The sequence below is a fragment of the Agromyces bracchium genome (assembly GCF_009709675.1).
Lineage (GTDB): Bacteria > Actinomycetota > Actinomycetes > Actinomycetales > Microbacteriaceae > Agromyces > Agromyces bracchium.
Map to the genome: position 1 here is coordinate 95602 of NZ_WMLB01000018.1, position 16255 is coordinate 111856.

General features: G+C 72.9%; 18 protein-coding genes. 8 read left to right on the forward strand and 10 right to left on the reverse strand.

What is annotated here, in order from left to right; all coding sequences use genetic code 11:
• Position 1: 1 nt before the first annotated feature.
• Entirely contained in the window at positions 2-1546 is a 1545-nt protein-coding gene (locus tag GJ743_RS07195; protein ID WP_155051221.1) for a catalase, read from the forward strand.
• Positions 1547-1711: 165 nt separating this feature from the next.
• Positions 1712-1960 carry a hypothetical protein gene (locus GJ743_RS07200; RefSeq protein WP_155051222.1) on the forward strand — a complete coding sequence of 83 codons (249 nt, stop codon included), beginning with the start codon at positions 1712-1714 and terminating at the stop codon, positions 1958-1960.
• Positions 1961-2068: 108 nt separating this feature from the next.
• Here GJ743_RS07200 and GJ743_RS07205 read toward each other — a convergent pair whose 3' ends face one another.
• The 3 genes from GJ743_RS07205 to purS form a co-directional block, all read right to left on the reverse strand.
• A complete protein-coding gene (locus tag GJ743_RS07205) occupies positions 2069-3439 on the reverse strand; it encodes a DUF2254 domain-containing protein (RefSeq protein ID WP_155051223.1) in 1371 nt (456 codons plus the stop codon).
• Positions 3440-3516: 77 nt separating this feature from the next.
• Complete coding sequence (gene purQ, locus GJ743_RS07210; RefSeq protein ID WP_155051224.1) at positions 3517-4215, reverse strand: phosphoribosylformylglycinamidine synthase subunit PurQ; 699 nt, start codon at positions 4213-4215, stop codon at positions 3517-3519.
• Between the two features lie 17 nt (positions 4216-4232).
• Complete coding sequence (gene purS, locus GJ743_RS07215) at positions 4233-4553, reverse strand: phosphoribosylformylglycinamidine synthase subunit PurS (protein WP_328288898.1); 321 nt, start codon at positions 4551-4553, stop codon at positions 4233-4235.
• 89 nt (positions 4554-4642) lie between these two features.
• Between purS and GJ743_RS07220 the strand changes: the two genes are divergently transcribed.
• On the forward strand, positions 4643-5938 hold the full coding sequence (locus tag GJ743_RS07220; protein ID WP_155051225.1) for a wax ester/triacylglycerol synthase domain-containing protein: 1296 nt from the start codon (positions 4643-4645) through the stop codon (positions 5936-5938).
• A gap of 82 nt (positions 5939-6020) precedes the next feature.
• Here the strand turns inward: GJ743_RS07220 and GJ743_RS07225 are convergent, their stop codons facing one another.
• Positions 6021-6452, reverse strand: coding sequence for a hypothetical protein (locus tag GJ743_RS07225; RefSeq protein ID WP_155051226.1), 432 nt, complete (start codon positions 6450-6452; stop codon positions 6021-6023).
• Positions 6453-6743: 291 nt separating this feature from the next.
• Here GJ743_RS07225 and GJ743_RS07230 point away from each other — a divergent pair, with 291 nt between their 5' ends.
• Positions 6744-7214, forward strand: a complete 471-nt coding sequence (locus GJ743_RS07230) for a DUF1304 family protein (RefSeq protein WP_196216946.1) — start codon at positions 6744-6746, stop codon at positions 7212-7214.
• Here the strand turns inward: GJ743_RS07230 and GJ743_RS07235 are convergent.
• Genes GJ743_RS07235 through kynA form a run of 3 tightly spaced genes read right to left on the reverse strand, consistent with a single transcriptional unit; the run spans position 7162 to position 10378 of the window.
• Positions 7162-8415: a kynureninase gene (locus GJ743_RS07235; protein WP_196216947.1), complete on the reverse strand. Its 1254-nt coding sequence runs from the start codon at positions 8413-8415 to the stop codon at positions 7162-7164. The genes GJ743_RS07230 and GJ743_RS07235 overlap by 53 nt on opposite strands.
• A 2-nt stretch (positions 8416-8417) precedes the next feature.
• Positions 8418-9476 carry an amidohydrolase family protein gene (locus tag GJ743_RS07240; RefSeq protein WP_155051247.1) on the reverse strand — a complete coding sequence of 353 codons (1059 nt, stop codon included), beginning with the start codon at positions 9474-9476 and terminating at the stop codon, positions 8418-8420.
• 5 nt (positions 9477-9481) lie between these two features.
• Positions 9482-10378, reverse strand: a complete 897-nt coding sequence (gene kynA / locus GJ743_RS07245; protein WP_328288899.1) for a tryptophan 2,3-dioxygenase — start codon at positions 10376-10378, stop codon at positions 9482-9484.
• A gap of 149 nt (positions 10379-10527) precedes the next feature.
• On the opposite strand from kynA, the gene GJ743_RS07250 reads away from it, so the two are divergent.
• Both GJ743_RS07250 and GJ743_RS07255 read left to right on the forward strand, forming a co-directional pair.
• Entirely contained in the window at positions 10528-10824 is a 297-nt protein-coding gene (locus GJ743_RS07250) for a DUF1905 domain-containing protein (RefSeq protein WP_155051229.1), read from the forward strand.
• Between the two features lie 221 nt (positions 10825-11045).
• Positions 11046-11687: a TetR/AcrR family transcriptional regulator gene (locus GJ743_RS07255; RefSeq protein WP_155051230.1), complete on the forward strand. Its 642-nt coding sequence runs from the start codon at positions 11046-11048 to the stop codon at positions 11685-11687.
• A 48-nt stretch (positions 11688-11735) separates the two neighbouring features.
• Here the strand turns inward: GJ743_RS07255 and GJ743_RS07260 are convergent, their stop codons facing one another.
• The 3 genes from GJ743_RS07260 to purD form a co-directional block, all read right to left on the reverse strand.
• Positions 11736-12650, reverse strand: a complete 915-nt coding sequence (locus GJ743_RS07260; RefSeq protein WP_230386618.1) for a VOC family protein — start codon at positions 12648-12650, stop codon at positions 11736-11738.
• Between the two features lie 69 nt (positions 12651-12719).
• Entirely contained in the window at positions 12720-13664 is a 945-nt protein-coding gene (locus GJ743_RS07265) for a phosphoribosylaminoimidazolesuccinocarboxamide synthase (RefSeq protein ID WP_155051231.1), read from the reverse strand.
• Positions 13665-13716: 52 nt separating this feature from the next.
• Positions 13717-15027, reverse strand: a complete 1311-nt coding sequence (gene purD / locus GJ743_RS07270; protein ID WP_328288900.1) for a phosphoribosylamine--glycine ligase — start codon at positions 15025-15027, stop codon at positions 13717-13719.
• Between the two features lie 94 nt (positions 15028-15121).
• On the opposite strand from purD, the gene GJ743_RS07275 reads away from it, so the two are divergent.
• A complete protein-coding gene (locus GJ743_RS07275) occupies positions 15122-15502 on the forward strand; it encodes a sterol carrier family protein (protein ID WP_155051232.1) in 381 nt (126 codons plus the stop codon).
• Positions 15503-15645: 143 nt separating this feature from the next.
• Entirely contained in the window at positions 15646-16218 is a 573-nt protein-coding gene (locus tag GJ743_RS07280; RefSeq protein ID WP_196216948.1) for a helix-turn-helix domain-containing protein, read from the forward strand.
• The last annotated feature ends 37 nt before the right edge of the window (positions 16219-16255 follow it).

A 16255-nucleotide genomic window follows, 5' to 3' on the forward strand; every position in this document is an offset into this window, starting at 1 on the left:
CATGTCGAACCCCACGACCCCGCCCGTGACGACCGCCCAGGCAGTGACGACGACGCAGACCGGCACGCCGGTCGCCAGCGACGCGCACTCGCTCACGGTCGGCGCCGACGGCGCCACGGTGCTGCACGACCGGTACCTCGTCGAGAAGCTCGCCCAGTTCAACCGCGAGCGCATCCCCGAGCGCATCGTCCACGCCAAGGGCGGCGGCGCATTCGGCCGCTTCGAGGTGACGGCGGATGTCTCGGCGTACACGCGCGCCGCGGTCTTCCAGCCCGGCGCCGAGTCCGAGACGCTGCTGCGCTTCTCGTCGGTCGCGGGCGAGCAGGGCTCGCCCGACACGTGGCGCGACGTGCGCGGCTTCTCGCTGAAGTTCTACACGACCGAGGGCAACTACGACATCGTCGGCAACAACACCCCGGTGTTCTTCATCCGCGACGGCGCGAAGTTCCCCGACTTCATCCACTCGCAGAAGCGACTGCCCGGCTCGGGCCTCCGCGACGCCGACATGCAGTGGGACTTCTGGACGCTCTCGCCCGAGTCGGCGCACCAGGTCACCTACCTCATGGGCGACCGCGGCCTGCCGAAGTCGTGGCGCGAGATGCAGGGTTACGGCTCGCACACCTACCAGTGGATCAACGCCGCCGGCGAGAAGTTCTGGGTCAAGTACCACTTCCGCTCGCAGCAGGGCGACCTGCACCTCGACGCCGAGACCGCCGAGGCCATCGCGGGCGCCGACGCCGACTTCTACCGCCGCGACCTGTACGAGGCCATCGAGCGCGGCGACCACCCGAAGTGGGACCTCCACGTGCAGGTCATGCCCTACGAGGACGCCAAGACCTACCGCTTCAACCCCTTCGACCTCACGAAGGTGTGGCCGCACGCGGACTACCCGCTGATCCCGGTCGGCACGCTGACCCTTGACCGCAACCCGCAGAACTTCTTCGCGGAGATCGAGCAGGCCGCGTTCTCGCCCGCGAACACGGTCCCGGGCATCGCGATCAGCCCCGACAAGATGCTCATGGCCCGGGTGTTCAGCTACCCCGACGCGCAGCGCTACCGCGTCGGCACGAACTACAACCAGCTGCCGGTGAACGCGCCGCGCGCGGCATCCGTGCACAACTACTCGCAGGACGGCGCCGCGCGCTACCACTTCGACGCACCGACCGCGCCGGTCTACGCGCCGAACTCGGTCGGCGGCCCGGTGGCGTCGGCGGATGCCGCGGGCGAGGGCGGCTGGGAGGCCGACGGCTCGCTCGTGCGCACGGCCTACACGCTGCGAGCGGATGACTCCGACTTCGGCCAGGCCGGCACGCTCTACCGCGACGTCTACTCGGCCGAGGCCAAGGCGCGCTTCCTCGAGACGCTCTCGGGCCAGGCGAACGCCATCACCGTCGACGACATCCGCGAGCGGTTCTTCCAGTACTGGACGAACGTCGATGCCGGACTCGGCACGGCGCTCCGCGAGGCGTACGCCGCGGGCGTGAACGCCGGCGCGCCGCAGCAGCCCGAGGCCGAGGAGGCAGAAGCCGAGGAGGCCGCGGCCTGAGCCGGCCGCACTGAGCATCGGCAGGGCGTCCGGGTCGCGTGGCAGCGCGGCTCGGGCGCCGGCCGGACCGGTCGTGCGACCCGCGCGGCCGGAGAAGCGCGATGCCGGGGTGGCAGCCCCGGCATCGCAGGACCCACGTCCACGAACCCCGTTGAAGGACGAACGATGAACCACGGATCCCTCCAAGCCTACGTCGACCACGCCGGGCTCCCGTCCGCGGCGGGGCCCGCCTCGGCACCGCCCGCCTCGGTGCCCGCAGCGGTGCCCCACCCGCTCGGCGGACAGTACGTGCCGCTCTCGGAGCCGGCCGTGCCCGGCCGGTACGTGGGCGACGCCGGCGCCGGCGCCCCTGGCTCGTACACCGGCGCCCCGGCCGGCGAACCCGGTCGCTACACCGACGTCGACCTCGCCTGACGGAGGGCGACGGCGCGAGGCGTGAGTCGGCGAGTTCGCAGGATGAGATGAAGCGGAGCCCTGCTGGGGCCGGGTCCGTGCGTCTCGTCCTGCGAACTCAGCCGTTCGCTACACCGACGTCGCGTCCTCCTGGGCGAGCACGCCGCGGGCGCGATCCGCGAGTCGCGCGAACTCGGCGCGTTCGTGCGGGTCGTAGTCCGCGGCGGCAACGCTCGCCACGAGGCGATCGAGCTGGTCCTCGAGCACCCGTCGGTGCTCCGGCCGGTTCGCGTGGCGGCCGACGTCGTCGACGAGCTCGAACAGGCGCGCCGCGACGTCGGGATCGGCCGCGCCGTACCGCCGGACCTGCTGCACGCCGACCTCGACGAGCTCCGCGAACTCGTGGCGTACCGGGATGACGCGTGCCGCGCCATCCTCGTCCGCATACGCCGACGGCCCCTCGGGCAGGTCCGCCAGATCGCTCAGGACGGCCGCGATGTGACTCAGGGCGTGCACCGCCGTCGTCGGATCGTTGACCCCCGGCGAGAGCGCCTTGGCCGCGATGTCGGCGAGCTGTCGCAGGCCGAAGCCGATGTCCTGCGGTGAGGTCCGCTCGTAGCCGACGCGGTACGCCTCGACGACCGCGGCCTCGAGCGCGGCGCGATCGGCGCGCGTGCCGTGCTCGGCAGCGGCATCCGACCCGGCCCCTGCGTCCGGTTCCGGCCACCACTCCGCGACGGGCGTGCCCTCGATGACGCTCGCGCCGATCTGGCGGAGCTCGCGGACGACCGCCGCATGGTCGCGCGCCGCCTCGACCAGTGCGTCGCGGTCGATCCCGGTCACGAAGCCCGATCGGCGCGCGAAGACGGGCCGGGCATCGGCGGGGCGCTCGGGCGCGGGCGCCGTCGGCCGGTCGTCGGCGCCGACGAGGGCGATGGTCCGCGTCGTCTCGCGGTGCACGTCGCGCAGCATCGTCTCGACGCGCAGTCGGCTCGCGAGGTGGGCGAGGAAGAGCACGAGCATGACCACGCTCGCGAGAGTGAGCGCGAAGGCGATCGTCACTGCGATCCGCGGCACGGACTCGCCGGTGTCCGACACCGTGCGGAGGACCGTGAGCGCGTAGGCGAAGGTGCCGAGGAACACCGCGAGCGTGGCGTGCACCATCCGGTCGGAGGAGAAGGTGCGCAGCAGCCGCGGCGAGGCCTGGTTGCTGGCGAGCTGCAGCGCGACGACGGTGAGCGAGAAGGTCAGTGAGGTCGCGGTGATCAGCGAGCCCGCGATGGTCGTGAGCACGGCGCGCGCGGCGTCGGTGCCGCCGCTGAAGAGGATCGCCCCGAGCCAGGCCGGGAGGTGCTCGTCGACCGCCGAGTCGAGGATCGGCAGCAGGATCCCGGCGAGGACCGCGGCGATGATCGCCGCGACCGGAAGCGGCCAGATCCGCGACGAGATCGACTCGGAGAGCGTCGCCCACCAGCGGCGGGTTCCGTCGGACGTCGGCATCGGCACCTCCCGCGCGTCAGCCTAGGGGAGGAGGGCGACGCGGCGAGAGGCCTTGACGCGGTGCGACCGAGCCGCTGCTACGCCTCGACGAGGGTGCGGCGGATGACGCTCGTGAAGAAGCCCAACCCGTCGACACCCGACCGCATCGCGGCCGCGGTGTCGGGGCCGAAGCCCGGCTCGACCGCGTGCTCGGGGTGCGGCATGAGGCCGACCACGTTGCCGGCCGCGTTCGTGATGCCCGCGATGTCGCGCAGCGACCCGTTGGGGTTGACGCCCACGTAGCGGAACGCCACGCGACCCTCGCCCTCGAGGCGGTCGAGCGTCTCCTCGGAGGCGATGAACCCGCCCTCGCCGTTCTTCAGCGGGATGACGATCTCCTGCCCCGCCTCGAAGTCGGAGGTCCACGCGGTCGACGCGTTCTCGACGCGGAGGACCTGGTCGCGGCAGATGAACGAGCCGTGGTCGTTGCGGATCAGGCCGCCCTCGAGCAGGTGCGCTTCGGCCAGCATCTGGAAGCCGTTGCAGATGCCGAGGACCGGCAGGCCCTTGTTCGCGGCCTCGACGACCTCGGTCATGATCGGGCTGAGCGAGGCGATCGCGCCGCACCGCAGGTAGTCGCCGTAGCTGAAGCCGCCCGGCAGGATCAGGGCGTCGACGCCCTCGAGGTCGTGCGAGCCGTGCCACAGCGCGACGGGCTCGCCGCCGGCGAGGCGCACCGCGCGCTGCGCGTCGCGGTCGTCGAGCGAGCCGGGGAAGGTGATGACGCCGATGCGCATGCGTGGATTCCCCGGTCTCAGTGGGTCTCGCCCGCGGGCGCGTCGTAGCCGTCGTGGTGCTCGGCGGCCTCGCCGGCCAGCTCGATGTTGGACTGCTCGTAGTGGATGCCCACGACGTCTTCGATGACGGAGTTGGAGAGCACGTGCTCTGCGAGGGCTGCGACCTCGGCCCGGACGGCGTCGTCGATCGGACCCTCGACGGTCAGCTCGAAGCGCTTGCCGACCCGGACCCCGCTGATCGACTCGTGCCCGGTGCGGGAGAGCGCGCCGGCGACGGCCTTCCCCTGCGGGTCGAGCAGTTCGGCCTTGGGCATCACTTCGACGACGATGGTGGGCACCGCGGTTCTCCGTTCGGTGTCGAGGGGTGGATGCCGTCGATTCTATCCGCCGCGCGGGTGTGGATCGTCGTCGGCCGTAGACTGCGGCCGTGGCGCGAGCGGGACTGCGGCGCGAGCGGCTCACGGCGGCCGACGCGTCGAACATCGTGATCGATGCACCCGACCAGGTGAACGCGTTCCTGATGGCGGGCGTGCTCGCCCCGGGCAGGCCGGTCGCGCCCGACGGCGGCGTCGACCTCGCGGCCGTGCGCCGGGCGATCTCTGCGCTCGTCCCGGCGATGCCGCGACTCTCGCAACGGGTCGTGCCGGAGGGGCGTCGATTCGCCTGGGACGCCGTGCCGCTCGACCTCGAGCACCACGTGCGGCTGGTCGAGCCGGTCGACGGGCGCAGCGGCTTCGAGGCGTTGTGCGCCCGTCTCATGGTGACGCCGCTCCCGCTCGATCGTCCGCTCTGGGAGCTGCTGCTCGTCCCGGGCGTCGCGCCGGCGCGCGTCGGCATGGTGCTGCGCATCCAGCACGCGATGGCCGACGGGCTCGCCGCCGTGCGCCTCGTCGAGCGACTGCTGGGCCCCGACGGCATGGCGGATGCCACTGCGCCGACGGATGCCACTGAGCCGACGGATGCCGCGCCGCGCGCGCCCGCCGCGCCGAGCCCTCTCCGCGCCCGGCTGCGCACGCTCGTCTCGGGCTGGGAACGCACCGTCGCGATCCTCCGGCCGGCCGTCCCGCGCACCGTCCTGCTCGGCCCGATCGGTCCGCGCCGCGGGGTCGCCTTCGTCGACGCGGCGCTCGAGCCGCTCGCCGCGGGGGCGGCGAGCGTTGGCGCCACCGTGAACGACGCGCTGCTCACGGCGATGGCCGCCGCCGCCGAGGCCGCACTCCGTGCCCGCGGCGAGCCGGTGCCGCCCGTCCTCCCCGTGAGCGTGCCCGTCGCCCTCGGCGAACGAGGGCGCTCTGGCAACGCCGTCGGCGTGATGCTCGTGCCGCTGCCCACCGGGGAATCCGACACGGCGCGCCGACTGCGGCTCGTCGCCGAGCTGACCCGCGAGCGCAAGCCCGACGCCCGCGCGCGCGGCTCCTTCGAACTCACGCGCAGCCGCTTCGGCACCCGCGTGTTCGCGCGGTTCGTGCGGTACCAGCGCCTGATCGTGATGTTCGCGACGAACGTGCCCGGGCCGAGGCATCCGCTCGCCCTCGCCGGCGCACCTCTCGAACGGGCATGGCCGCTCGCGGCGATCCAGGGGAACGTGCGGCTGGGGCTCGCGGCGCTCTCGTACGCGGGCGTGCTGGGGTGCGCCGTGCACTGCGACGCCGACGCGCTCTCGGCGGACGTCGTCGCGGACGCGCTCGCCGACGAGTTCGCCCGGATCGCCGCCTTGGCGTGATCCGTGGGCACGAGGGACCGGCGGCGACGTACCGCCGGGGGCGGTGCAGCCGGCCCGCATGCCGCCCCCGGCGCGCGTCGCGTCAGTCGCGCGTGATCGCGCGCACGATCGCGCCGACGCCCACGAGCAGCACCGCGCCGACCGCGGCCGCCACGCCCAGTACGAGCGCGGGGTTCTCGCGGTACTTCTCCTGGATCCAGTCCGACGCGTCGTCGATGAACTCGCCCGCGTCGTCCACGGCGTCGGCGGCGAGCGCCTTCGCCTGGCTCGCGGCGTCGGCGGCCGCGGCGGTCGCCTTGCTCGCGGCCTCGGACGCCGCGGCCGTTGCCTTGCTCGCGGCCTCCGACGCCGCGGCGGTGGCCTTGCCGATCGCGTCGCTGGCGGCGTCCGCGAGGTCGTCGATCCGGTCGCCCGCGTCGTCCGCCGCCGCATCCGCCGCCGCCATCGCGTTCTCCACGGCCTCCTCGACGCGGTCGTCGAGGTCGGCGGTCTTCTTGTCGGTCGCATCCGTCATGGAACATCCCTTCCATCGGTGTCGCGTGTGGTGGGCCATGCTACGCGCGACGTGTTCCGGTCGCGTGAACGCGCCGGAGGGATTGCCGAGGGGTGCGTCGCGTGCTAGCCGCGCGAGGTCCCCGACCCCAGCCCCGCCCGCTCCGCGAGGACCTCGCGGAGCACCTCGCGCGTGACGTCGAGCCGGAGCATCACGTGGCCGACGCGCGCACGCGACGCCTCCGGTGTACCCCCATCGATGGGCGGGGATGACCCCGATGCGGGAGCCGCGGCCGCCGACGATGATCCGGCCATGAAACCCCTCGCACAGGTCCTCGCCGCCATCGAGGCGCTGACACTCGTGGTGATCGGCGTGCTCGAGACCTTCTTCCACCGCAGCTCCGAGCTGTATCCGATCTTCCTGATCGAGCCCGACGAATACGACGCGGTCGCGCTCTGGACCCGGAACGTCGGCGTGTACAACATGCTGATGGGCGTCGCGATCGTCGCCGGACTCGTCCTGGTGAGCCGGGCGAGGGTCGGTGAGGGGCGTGCGATCATCCTCACGGTCTCCGCCATGCACGTGGTCCTCGGCGTCTCGCTCGTCATCACCGCGCCGGAGCTCTGGCTCTCGGCGGTGTTCGAGTCCGGACTCGCACTCGCCGTGATCCTCGCGATCGTGCTCGGCGAGCCCAGGAGCGCCGTTCCGGCGCCGACCGTCGCGTCCTCCGCTACCCCAGCCCCGCCCGCTCCGCGAGCACCTCGCGGAGCACCTCGCGCGTGACGTCCAGCCCGCGGTGCACCTCCTCGAAGCTCGTGGACAGCGGTGCGAGTCCGACCCGGAGCCCGCCGACGTCGCGGTAGTCGGGGATCACGTCTCGCTGCCAGAGCCGGGCGGTGACCTCGCGCATGGCGTCGTGCTGGAGGATCACATGGCCGCCGCGCTCCTCGGCGTCGCGGGGCGATCCGACGGTGACGCCGAGCGGTGCGAGCCACTCGTCGGCGAGCTCGATGGCGTACGCGGTGAGCGCGATCGACTTCGCGCGGATCGCCGCCATGCCGACGTCCTCGATCATCGCGAGGGTCTCCTGCATGGCGATCATCGCGGTGATCGGCGAGGTGCCGCTGACGAACCGGCGGATGTTCGACGCGGGCACGTACTCGGGGCCCATGGCGAACAGGTCGGCCGTGCCGAACCAGCCCTGGATGGGCTGCCGCAGCACCTGCTGCAGGTCGTCGCGCACGTATGCGAACGCGGGCGAGCCGGGCCCGCCGTTGAGGTACTTGTAGGTGCAGCCGACGGCGAGGTCGAACTCCCAGCGGTCGGCGTGCACGGGCACCGAGCCGGCCGAGTGGCAGAGGTCCCAGAGGATCAGGGCGCCCGCGTCGTGCGCGATGCGCGTGAGCTCGGGCGCGTCGGCGAGGTACGCCGAACGGTACGAGACGTGGTTGATGACGACCAGGGCCGTGTGCGGGCCGGCGACCTCGGCGAGCTGCTCGGGCGTGACGCCGCGCTCGAGGTCGACGTCGATCCAGCGGAGGCGGCATCCGGTCTCGGCGGCGATGCCCTCGAGCACGTAGCGGTCGGTGGGGAAGTTGTCGCGGTCGACGACGATCTCGCGGCGCTGCGGGTCGCGCGCGATCTGCGCGTCGACGGCGGCGCGCGCGAGCTTGTAGAGCAGCACGGTGGTCGAGTCGCCGATGACGGCCTGCCCGGCCTTGGCCTCGATGACGGCGCGGCCGATGCGGTCGCCGATCTCGTACGGCAGCTGCAGCCACGACTCGTCCCAGCCGCGGATCAGCCGGCCGCCCCACTCCTCGCGCATGAACCGCTCGACGCGCTCGATCGCGGCGACCGGCGGCCGGCCGAGCGAGTTGCCGTCGAAGTAGACGAGGTCGGTGTCGGCCCCGACGAAGCGCTTGCGCAGGTGCGCGAGGCCGTCGGCGCGGTCCTGGCGGCGGGCGTAGGCGAGCAGCGAGTCCATGGTCAGCGGGGCTCCAGTTCCTCGGTGGGCACGAGGCGCGCGGTGGCGAGCCATCGTGCGACGGCGTCGGGGTCGACGAGGTCGTCGTCGGCCGGTGCGGGGTCGGGGACGAAGGTCGCGACGCCCGCGTCCGCCCACCCGGGCGAACGCTCGGGCCAGGGGTCGGCGAGGGCGGCGATGACGGCGGATGCCGCGAGCCCGGCCCGCACGAGCGCCGCGACCTCGTCGGGGTTCACGCCCGGATCGAGCTCGCCGTTGCCGGCGTCGGTGCCGTAGAGCACGCGCCCGCCCGCGGCGTGGAAGCGGCGCACGTTGTCGATCGCGGTCTCGGCGACGGAGGCGTCGTCGCGCACGTGGATCGCGAGCGTCGAGACCCACGCCTGGCCCGCGGCCGCGGCCCGGGCGATCACGTCGTCGTCGAGTCGGTCGGTGAAGGGCGCGTGCACGAGCACGTCGGCGCCGGCGTCGATCGCGTGCTCCGCCATCCCGGTGCCTTCGGCGTGCACCGCGACCGGCAGCCCGGCCGCGTGCGCAGCCGCGATCACCGCGTCGAGCGTCGCCCGGTCGAAGACCGGACCGGCGACGGCGTTCAGCGCGACCTTGACGACGGATGCCCCGAACCGGCGCTGTTCGTCGACCGCCGCTTCGACGGGGCCGCTGAGCGCGTGATGCCGTCGCTCGCGCACGTCGTCGGCGTCGCCGGAGACCGGGTCGAGCTCGCGCACGCTTCCGCCCGGCGCCCACGGGCGCCCGGACGGGTACCCGCCGCGCGCGGTGAGGAACGCCCCCGCGTACCGGACGTGCGGCAGCCCGTCGGCGCGGGCGATCGTCGCGATCGCGCCGGGGTCGGCGCCGAGGTCGACGACCGCGGCGATGCCGCGCGCGACGGCGGGCGCGGCATCCGCCAGCTGCAGGTGGACGTGGTGGTCGATGAACGGCGGCAGCATGGTGCCGGTCTCGCCGGGGTGGTCGCCGTTCAGGGACCGGCGCACGCGGCGCGCGAGCGGGCCGAGGGGCTCGATCGGGCCGACCGGGTCGGGCGAGTGCGCGGCATCCGTCATCGCGCTCACCCCGGGATCTCGGTGCGGACCGCGTAGAGCTCGGGGAAGAACGTCAGCTCGAGCGCTCGCTTCAGGAACGGCGCGCCGCTCGACCCGCCGGTGCCGGTCTTCGACCCGATGATGCGCTCGACGGTCTTCAGGTGGCGGAAGCGCCAGAGCTGGAAGTTGTCCTCGAGGTCGACGAGTTCCTCGCACGTCTCGTACGCGGCCCAGTTGTGCTCGGGGTCGGCGTAGATCGCCGCGAACACCGGCACGAGGTCCTCGTGGAAGGTCCAAGCCTTCGTCACGTCGCGCTCGAGCACCTCGGCGGGGATGTCGTACCCGGCCCGGGCGAGGAGGCGCAGGAACTCGTCGTACAGGCTCGGCGCCTCGAGGGCCCGGCGCACGATCGCGCTCGCCGCGGCATCCGCCTCGAAGACCTGCAGCATCTTCGCGTTCTTGTTGCCGAGCGTGAACTCGACCGCGCGGTACTGGTACGACTGGAAGCCCGACGCGTTGCCGAGGACGCCCCGGAACTGGGCGTACTCGCTCGGCGTGAGCGTCGCGAGCACCGACCACTGCTCCGTGAGCGTCTTCTGGATGTGCTTCACGCGCGCGATGCACTTCAGGGCGGGTGCGAGGTCGTCGGCGCGCATGAGCTCGCACGCGGTCGCGAGCTCGTGCAGCACGAGCTTCAGCCAGAGCTCGGTGGTCTGGTGCTGGATGATGAACAGCAGCTCGTCGTGGTGCTCGGGCCGCGAGATCGGCCGCTGCGCGGCGAGCAGCGTGTCGAGGTCGAGGTAGCCCCCGTAGCTCATGCGGTCGCTGAAGTCGGTGACGACGGATGCCTCGATGCGCCGGGTGTTCGCCTCGACGCCGGTCTCGTCCGCCGCGATCGATCGGTCGTCGTTGGGTGCTGCCACGCGGCCAGCCTAGCCACCGCGAGCGTGCGACCGTCAGGGCCCCGAGGCCCCGCGAGTCCGGGGACCCGGACGCGCGGCGGTGAGCCGGTGCGGTCGCCGGCGAGCGGTCGTCGGCCCATGGCGTCGGCGCTCGGGCGTAGGGTCGTCCCATGCCCGAGGAGTACCGGTTCACCGCGGTCGTGTACCGGTGGGAGGAGCGTGCGGCCGACTCGTGGTTCTTCGTCGACGTTCCCGAGGACCTGTCCGACGAGATCAGGGATCGCCCGCGGATGCCGCGCGGCTTCGGGTCCGTCCGGGTGTCGGCGACCATCGGCCGGACCACGTGGCGCACCTCGATCTTCCCCGGCAGGGAACGCTACGCGCTGCCGCTCAAGCGAGCCGTCCGCGATGCGGAGGGCATCGAGCCGGGCGAGCCGGTCGACGTGCACCTCGAGACGCTCGAGTAGCGACCGGACGGGATCGGATGTGGGTGCGGCGGGCATCCCCCAGAGCAGAGCACCCACCCCGTGCCCGCCGCACGCCGGCGCCCCTCCCCCGAGTGGGCGCGCGTCTCCCGCTCTAGGGAAGCGGAGTCGACGCTCCGAATACTATCCGATCCGGACAACCTCCGGCGTCACGGGGGCGTAGGTCCCGTCATCCGCCGATCCCCCGGGCGTACGCTGGAGTCGTGACCACGACCGTGTCGTCGCGGCGGGACGCCCGCCGCAACCATGAGCGCCTGCTCGTCGAGGCTCGGCGCCTCTTCGCCGAGCGCGGGATCGAGGCGCCGCTCGACGAACTCGCCACGCGCGCCCAGGTCGGCGCGGGGACCGTGTACCGGCACTTCCCGACGCGCGACGCGCTGATCCGCGAGCTCTACGACACCGGCGTCGACGACCTGCGCGCCTTCACCGCCGAGGTCGTCCAGGCCGAGAGCGGATGGCGTGCCATCGAGATCTGGCTCGAGGCGCTCTCGTCGTGGCTCATCGAGCGCCCGTACCTGCCGGCCGTCATGCGCCGCGTCGCCGAGCTCGACCCGGACCATCGCCCGGGAACGGAGTTCCAGGCCGTCGCCGACGGCATCGTCGCGCGGGCGCAGGCCGAGGGTGCGCTCCGCCCCGACGTGACGTCCGTCGACATCAGCGTGCTCGTCGACATGCTCGGGTCGCTCGGACAGTACGGCGGCACCTACCTGCCGTTCTGGCGGCGCCAGCTGGCCATCGTGCTCGACGGGCTGCGTGCGCAGCCCGGCGCGGCCGAGTTGCCCGGCGCCGCGCTCGACTTCGGCGAGTTCCACGACATGTCGCACCGGAAGCGCCCGGAGGACTGAGCGCGAGCGCCGCGCGCGGCGCGCGCTGCTCCGCCGAGCGGACCTCGATTACTCCGCCGAGCGCACCTCGACGACGTTCGCCCACGGGTCGTCGAACGCGACCGTGCGACCGTCGTCTCGCGACGGCACCCGGAAGTGCGCCATCCGCTCGCCCAGTTCGCCGAGGTCGTCGGCCGTCGGGACCAGGATCTCGACCGTGCCGAGGCCGAGCGCGAGTTGCCGGCGCCCCGCGCCGAGGCTCTTCCACGTGTTCATGGCCATGTGGTGGTGGTACCCGCCGGCGCTGACGAACAGCGCCTGGTCGCCGTAGGTCGCGGTCTGGTCGAACCCGAGGCGGTTCACGTAGAACTCGCGCGCGCTCGCGACGTCGCCCACCGAGAGGTGGACGTGTCCGACGCCGGCGCTGCCGAGCCCGGTGCCGGCGGCCGCGGCATCCGCCCCTCGCTCGGTGAGATGCTCGCGCAGGTACCCGTTGGGGTCGAGGAAGATCGTGGCCATCTCGACCGTGCCGTGCGTCCAGCTCCAGGTCGAGCGGTCGCGGTCGAAGTAGAGCTCGACGCCGTTGCCCTCGGGATCGTCGAAGTAGAACGCCTCGCTCACGAGGTGGTCGGCGCTGCCCGTGAAGGTGCCCGGGTGCTTCGATGCGACGGAGAACAGGGCGGTGGCGAGCGCCTCGCGGGTGTCGAAGAGGATCGCGGTGTGGAAGAGGCCCGCACTGCGGGGCGACGCGTGCTTCAGCTCGGGCGCGTGCTCGAGGATCACGGCGGGAACTGCGCCGCGGCCGAGCACCGCCACCGGGCCGTCGTGGCTGAGCAGCTCGAGCGTGACGCCGTCGCGGTAGTAGCGGATCATGGCGTCGAGGTCGGCGACGCGGAGCGTCACAGGCCCCATCGCGGTGTCGGCGGCGAGGCGGTCGGGGGCGGCGCCGGCGTCGGCGCCTGAATCAGTTGTAGGCACAACCATTTCAACCACGTCCTCCCGGCGGCTATTCCCGCGGGCCCCGAAATGCCCCGGCGCGCGGGCGCGACCGCCCTACAGTCCGAGCGTGAGCCGCTCCACGAGTGCCCGGTAGCGCTCGGCCGTCTGCTCGACGATCTCCGACGGGAGGGTGGGGGGCGCCGACTGCGCGGACCGGTCCCAGTTCGCCGCGAGCCAGTCGCGGACGATCTGCTTGTCGAAGCTCGCCATGCGGATCTCCGGCGTCGCACCCGTGAGGTACGCCTCGAGGTCCCAGTAGCGGCTCGAATCGCTCGTCAGGACCTCGTCGGCGAGCGTCACGATGCCGAGCTCGCGGTCGGCGCCGAACTCGAACTTCGTGTCCGCGAGGATCAGGCCCCGCTCCTCGGCGACCTCGGAGGCGTGCTGGAAGACCGCGAGCGAGATCGCGCGAAGCTGCTCGGCGACGGTCTCGCCGACGAGCTCGACCGTGCGCTCGTACGAGATGTTCTCGTCGTGCTGCCCCAGCGGAGCCTTCCAGGCGGGCGTGTAGACGGGCTCGGGCAGCCGGTCGCCGTCCTGCAGGCCCGCGGGCAGTGGCAGCCCGCCGATCGCGCCCGTCGCGACATACTCGGCGTACCCGCTGCCGGTGAGGTAGCCGCGCACCACGCACTCGATCGGGAACATGTCGAGCGTCCGGCAGAGCATCGCCCGGTCGGCGACCGCGGCCGGGATCTCGGGCAGGTCGTGGTAGCGGTCGTCCTCGGCGTAGGCGAGGTGGTTCGGCACCTCGGGCAGTCGGTCGAACCACCAGCGGGTCAGGGAGGTGAGCAGCGCGCCCTTGCCCGGGATCTCGGGCTCGAGGACCTCGTCGAACGCGCTCACGCGATCGCTCGCGACGACGAGGACGACGGGCGAGAGCCCCATCGGGTCGCCGGTCCAGGTGTCGTCGTCGGTCATCAGGTCGGTGGGCACGTACAGGTCGCGCACCTTGCCCGAGTAGACGAGGGTCCAGCCGGTGAGGTCGTTCACGTGGGTCATGTCCGTCTCCTTCGCGTCGCGGATGCCGTCGCCCGGCAGTCGTCGCACCCGATCAGTCCGCCACGCGCGCGGCGATGTCGGTGCGGTACTGGCCGCCGCCGAGGCGGAGCTGCCCGATCGCCTCGTACGCGCGTCGGCGCGCCTCGGCGAAGTCGTCGCCCACCGCGACCACGTTGAGCACCCGGCCGCCCGTCGCGATGAGGTGCGGCTCGGCGTCGTCGCTGGTCGAGCCGACCGCGGTCGCCGCGTGGGCGAGGTGCACGCCCGGCACGGATGCCGCGGCGTCGAGCCCGTCGAGCCGGCGCCCGGTCTCGGGCGACTCGGGGTAGCCCTCGCTCGCGAGCACGACCGTCACCGCGGCGTCGGTGCGGAACTCCGGGCGGGGGAGTTCGCCGAGCCCTCCCGTCGCGGCTGCGTAGAGCAGGCCCGAGAGCGGCGTCGCGAGACGCGGCAGCACGACCTGCGTCTCGGGGTCGCCGAAGCGCGCGTTGAACTCGATGACGCGGATGCCGCGGCTCGTGAGGATCAACCCCGCGTAGAGCAGCCCGATGAACGGCGTCTGCTCCTCGGCGAGCTGCGTCACGGTCGGCTGCGCGATGGTCTCGATGACCTCGTCGACGAACGCCTCCTCGCTGCCGAACCGCTCGTCGAGCCACGGCAGCGGCGAGTAGGCGCCCATGCCGCCGGTGTTGGGGCCCTCGTCGCCGTCGCGGAGTCGCTTGTAGTCCTGCGCGGGCGAGAGCGGCAGCACGTTCGTGCCGTCGGAGAGCAGGAAGAGCGAGACCTCCTGGCCGTCGAGGAACTCCTCGACGAGCACGGGGCCCTGCTGCAGGTAGTGCGCGGCGTGCGCGAGGGCCGCCTCGCGGTCCTCCGTGACGAGCACGCCCTTGCCCGCGGCCAGGCCGTCGGCCTTCACGACGTACGGCGCGCCGAACTCGTCGAGCACCTCGGTCACCTTCGGGAGCGAGTCGACGAGGCTCGCGCGGCCGGTCGGCACGCCCGCCGACTCCATGACGCGCTTGGCGAAGGTCTTCGACCCCTCGAGCGCAGCGGCGGCCTTGCCCGGGCCGAACACCGCGATGCCGCGCGTGCGCAGCGCGTCGGCGACGCCCGCGACGAGCGGCGCCTCGGGGCCGACGACGACGAGCTCGATGTCGTTGTCCATCGCGTAGTCGGCGACGATCACGGGGTCGGTCGGGTCGAGCGCGATGGTCTCGACGCTGCCACGTGCAGACGAGGTGGGGGATGCCGCGATGCCCGCGTTGCCGGGCGCCGCCACGATCTCGTGGCCGGCCTCCTCGTCGAGCAGGGCGAGGATGATGGCGTGCTCGCGCGCGCCCGAACCGAGGACGAGGATTCTCACCCGCTCAGGCTACCGGACCCCCTCCCGCCGGATCGGGCGCGTGACGGCGGCCGACCGGCCACCGTCGCCCGCCGTGCTGGGGGAGGATGGAGGGATGGCGCGCAGGATCGGAGACGTCGAGGGTCGTGACGCGGTCGCCGCGTTCGTGCGAGCGGATGCCGCGGCATCCGTCGACCGGAGCACGCTCGCGCTCGCCGTGCGCTACACGCTGCAGCTGCTCGCCGAGCGCGCACCGGGCGGCACGGTCGAGGTCCGCGTTCCACCGTTCGGGGCGGTGCAGTGCATCGAAGGTCCGCGGCACACGCGCGGCACGCCGCCGAACGTCGTCGAGACGGATGCCGCGACCTGGCTCGGCCTCGCGACGGGCTCGCTCGCGTGGGTCGACGCCCGCGCTGCTGGGCGGGTGCACGCGTCCGGGCAGCGCGCCGACCTCGAGGGCGTCGTGCCCGTGATCGACGCCGCGCGCCTCGCCTGACCCGCGCACGCCGTCGCCGCGTCGTCGTCGTGCCGTCTCGCTTCATTGCGCATGAGAATCCGGGTGATGGGCGGGGCAGATTCATACGGTCGTTGCAACGCGGGGGGTGTTGCATGGCTGGGCGGCGGTTGTATCCGGATTGGATGCGGGAGCGGTTCGTGGGGTTGGTGCTGGCGGGTGAGTCGGTCTCGTCCGCGGGACGGTTGCTCGGCGTGCCGGTGCCGACGGTGGAGCGGTGGTGGAAGGCTGCGGCCGTGGGTGTGCCGTTGCGGAAGGGGCGTCGGGGTGGGCTGGTCGAGCCGTTGCCACCGTCGCATGGTAAGTCGGGCCGGTATCTCTCGGACGCGGATCGGGCGGTGATCCAGGCGGGGTTGGCGTGGCAGCTGACCTTGGCCGAGATCGGCGCGATGATCGGCCGGGACAAGTCGGTGATCAGTCGGGAGGTTCGCCGGAACCGGGGTGCGGATGGGGTGTACCGGGCGGCGCTGGCGGATCGGGCCGCGGCCGCGAAACGGCGTCGCCCGAAACCGTTCAAGCTCGCCGCGAACCCGCAGCTGCGGGCCCGGGTCGAGGCGTGGATGGGCGACGGGTGGAGTCCGGGTCTGATCGCCTGGATGCTCGCCGTGACCGCGGGCGAGGATCAGACTGGGCGGGTGAGTCACGAGACGATCTACCGGGCCCTGTACGTCCAGGAGCCTGTCAAGTGGTTTGTGTAAGCGGTCATCGGCGTGGGGTTACAGGTAGGGGTTGATG

What these genes read in the sequence shown, in the direction of transcription:
- GJ743_RS07195 (WP_155051221.1), top strand. Translation starts at nt 2, where the DNA reads ATGTCGAACCCCACGACCCCGCCCGTGACGACCGCCCAGGCAGTGACG.
- GJ743_RS07200 (WP_155051222.1), top strand. Translation starts at nt 1,712, where the DNA reads ATGAACCACGGATCCCTCCAAGCCTACGTCGACCACGCCGGGCTCCCG.
- GJ743_RS07205 (WP_155051223.1), bottom strand. Translation starts at nt 3,439, where the DNA reads ATGCCGACGTCCGACGGAACCCGCCGCTGGTGGGCGACGCTCTCCGAG.
- purQ (WP_155051224.1), bottom strand. Translation starts at nt 4,215, where the DNA reads ATGCGCATCGGCGTCATCACCTTCCCCGGCTCGCTCGACGACCGCGAC.
- GJ743_RS07225 (WP_155051226.1), bottom strand. Translation starts at nt 6,452, where the DNA reads ATGACGGATGCGACCGACAAGAAGACCGCCGACCTCGACGACCGCGTC.
- GJ743_RS07230 (WP_196216946.1), top strand. Translation starts at nt 6,744, where the DNA reads ATGAAACCCCTCGCACAGGTCCTCGCCGCCATCGAGGCGCTGACACTC.
- GJ743_RS07235 (WP_196216947.1), bottom strand. Translation starts at nt 8,415, where the DNA reads ATGGACTCGCTGCTCGCCTACGCCCGCCGCCAGGACCGCGCCGACGGC.
- GJ743_RS07240 (WP_155051247.1), bottom strand. Translation starts at nt 9,476, where the DNA reads ATGACGGATGCCGCGCACTCGCCCGACCCGGTCGGCCCGATCGAGCCC.
- GJ743_RS07250 (WP_155051229.1), top strand. Translation starts at nt 10,528, where the DNA reads ATGCCCGAGGAGTACCGGTTCACCGCGGTCGTGTACCGGTGGGAGGAG.
- GJ743_RS07260 (WP_230386618.1), bottom strand. Translation starts at nt 12,650, where the DNA reads ATGGTTGTGCCTACAACTGATTCAGGCGCCGACGCCGGCGCCGCCCCC.
- GJ743_RS07265 (WP_155051231.1), bottom strand. Translation starts at nt 13,664, where the DNA reads ATGACCCACGTGAACGACCTCACCGGCTGGACCCTCGTCTACTCGGGC.
- GJ743_RS07275 (WP_155051232.1), top strand. Translation starts at nt 15,122, where the DNA reads ATGGCGCGCAGGATCGGAGACGTCGAGGGTCGTGACGCGGTCGCCGCG.
- GJ743_RS07280 (WP_196216948.1), top strand. Translation starts at nt 15,646, where the DNA reads ATGCGGGAGCGGTTCGTGGGGTTGGTGCTGGCGGGTGAGTCGGTCTCG.